The sequence below is a fragment of the Acinetobacter sp. YH16031 genome, from assembly GCF_013417335.1.
Classification (GTDB): domain Bacteria; phylum Pseudomonadota; class Gammaproteobacteria; order Pseudomonadales; family Moraxellaceae; genus Acinetobacter.
In genome coordinates, this window is the sequence record NZ_VPED01000118.1 from 1 (window position 1) to 2,087 (window position 2,087).

Genomic DNA, 2,087 nt, shown 5'->3' on the forward strand with positions numbered 1-2,087 from the left:
TAACGTGCATCACCATTACCGCGCCAACGCCTAATTTTTTCTCAGTAGCCAAACTTTAAAAAAATTAAATTTGCTGTTTTTCAGTGTTCTACATTACAGAAGCCAATCTGTTAGGGAAGCCAATCCCAAGCAAAACACTGTTTTAGATATTTCACATCAACCACCATCGGCTCAGACTTTCGTTCATCTAAACTTTTGTTTTACCAAAAGAAGCGCTTACGTTTTTATTCGCTCGAACTGATATATCAAGTTAAATAACAACCTGAATCTACTAATCTGATCTCCAACACTCATAAAGATTCTCGCGAACCACAACCTTGCATGTTGCCTGCACTTCATTTCAAAGATGCCATGCTCAAAACGGTCTTGAGTGCGTCCCAAGTTATCCAACCTTGTCTTAACGTGTAGATCGCTTATCTGCTGAATTTGCTCTGTGTTCCATGTTCCGCCCCCCGTAGTTCCAAGAAATTAGGGGCATTAATACAGTTTACAAATCGTCAAAGCAGGTAAAGCACTTTCACTACCAAATGCGAGTTTGACCGTTTAAAACGGCTGACACGCAATTACAGGCTTAAGCTATCCATTGATCTCAGCAGCAGTTCACGTCTCCCGACAGAAACCACCTACAACCGAGTACCGACTGCGCCACCATTACGCTTGCAGCCCTAGTGCATCACTACACTCTCAAAAGCCCACCTGTGAGTACAACTTCCGCCCTTGTCCTTATTGTTTTTGTTGAACTTGAAGCGGCTAGTTGTCGGCTATTAACGAGTTTATCAATCCTTGAAAACTCTGACCGTCTGCTTTTACCTCCTAAAAGGTACTTTTAAAAAAGAAGGACAGGAATTTTTCAGTTATATGGCTTTATCAACCATACAACCTAGACAGAAATTAAATCTCTGCCAAGTGTCACCACGCTTCCGTTTCCTTGTCGCCCAACTACTTCACCCCTAACAGGAAAGTAGGAACAGGTAGAATCAGGGGTTTCACCCTTCAGCCCCTATCGTAGCCGCGCCAGCTAGGGTTTCCCCACGCACGCAGCTTCACCGTTAACAAGTCTTCCTATGTATCGGTATGTGATGACATAGAAAGGAGGGGGCGTGTTTAGTTCATGGGTTGGCAATCCATGAACCACAACACAAAAAAGGAAATGGAGTCATGGATTGGCTGTCCACGCAAAAAACAGAATCTAATTTGGTTATATATCCACCGCATCCTAGAGTCAATAGCCCGTACTGGAACTGCTATTTATAGAATCTCCGAAGGAGGTTCACAAATTCAGATGCCAAATGGGTTAAATTATTAAATTGTTAACTAGCAATATCCTCTATTGCATATTTCTAATAATCTCTTTAAAAATGTTCTTTATAGAATCTCCTTAATATTAATATCCTTATAAGGATGACTAAAAATGATTTATTACTCTTATACGAAGGTACTTTACCTTCAAAATATTTTGGGGTTGGTATCAAATGAATATGATTTGGTAGCAAAAGAGATAGAGCTTCCTTTGCATGAAGCTAAAGCATTCATTGAGAAGTGGGCAGAACGGTATAACTTGAGTGATACACCACAGCAGACCTACAAAAGACGTTTGAAAGGTGAAGCGGTGTTTAGCCTAAGCGTTCATGTCGGAGCTGTAAGGATAGGTACTGAAGCAAATCTCTATTCGTGGATTTCGGACACGGTTAAACCTGTAGATGACTTGGACGTGACTACCTTCAAACCCGATGATCCGTATTTAGTAAAAGTCAGGTTGCGCTTATTTTGCCGTACCAGTGATGTTTTTCTTTACGATGAGGACAAGGGAGTTCTCAAAAAGAACAATGCGGAAGATTTGCAGTTAATTAATCAAAAGATTTTCTATCAAACCCCTAGTGCAGAAAAGTTTATACCCGTTAAAGATGCCAAGATCAGTATCTATCAATATGAGTTGGTACAGATAACTAAGCCAAAGAAAAGTGCTAAAGACCTGAAAGAGCAAAACTGGAAACATCAACCACATGCGACAGACTGGACATGGCGATTGAATAAAGAAGCATATAAAAAACAGTTAGAGCAGGGGCATAGAGTCGTTTTACGTTATC

Annotated in this window: 1 pseudogene; it reads left to right on the top strand. The window is 40.6% G+C overall.

From position 1 onward, the window contains the following. Nucleotides 1-1,411 precede the first annotated feature (1,411 nt). Nucleotides 1,412-2,087, top strand: a pseudogene (locus tag FTV31_RS16410) (hypothetical protein); the annotation flags it as partial.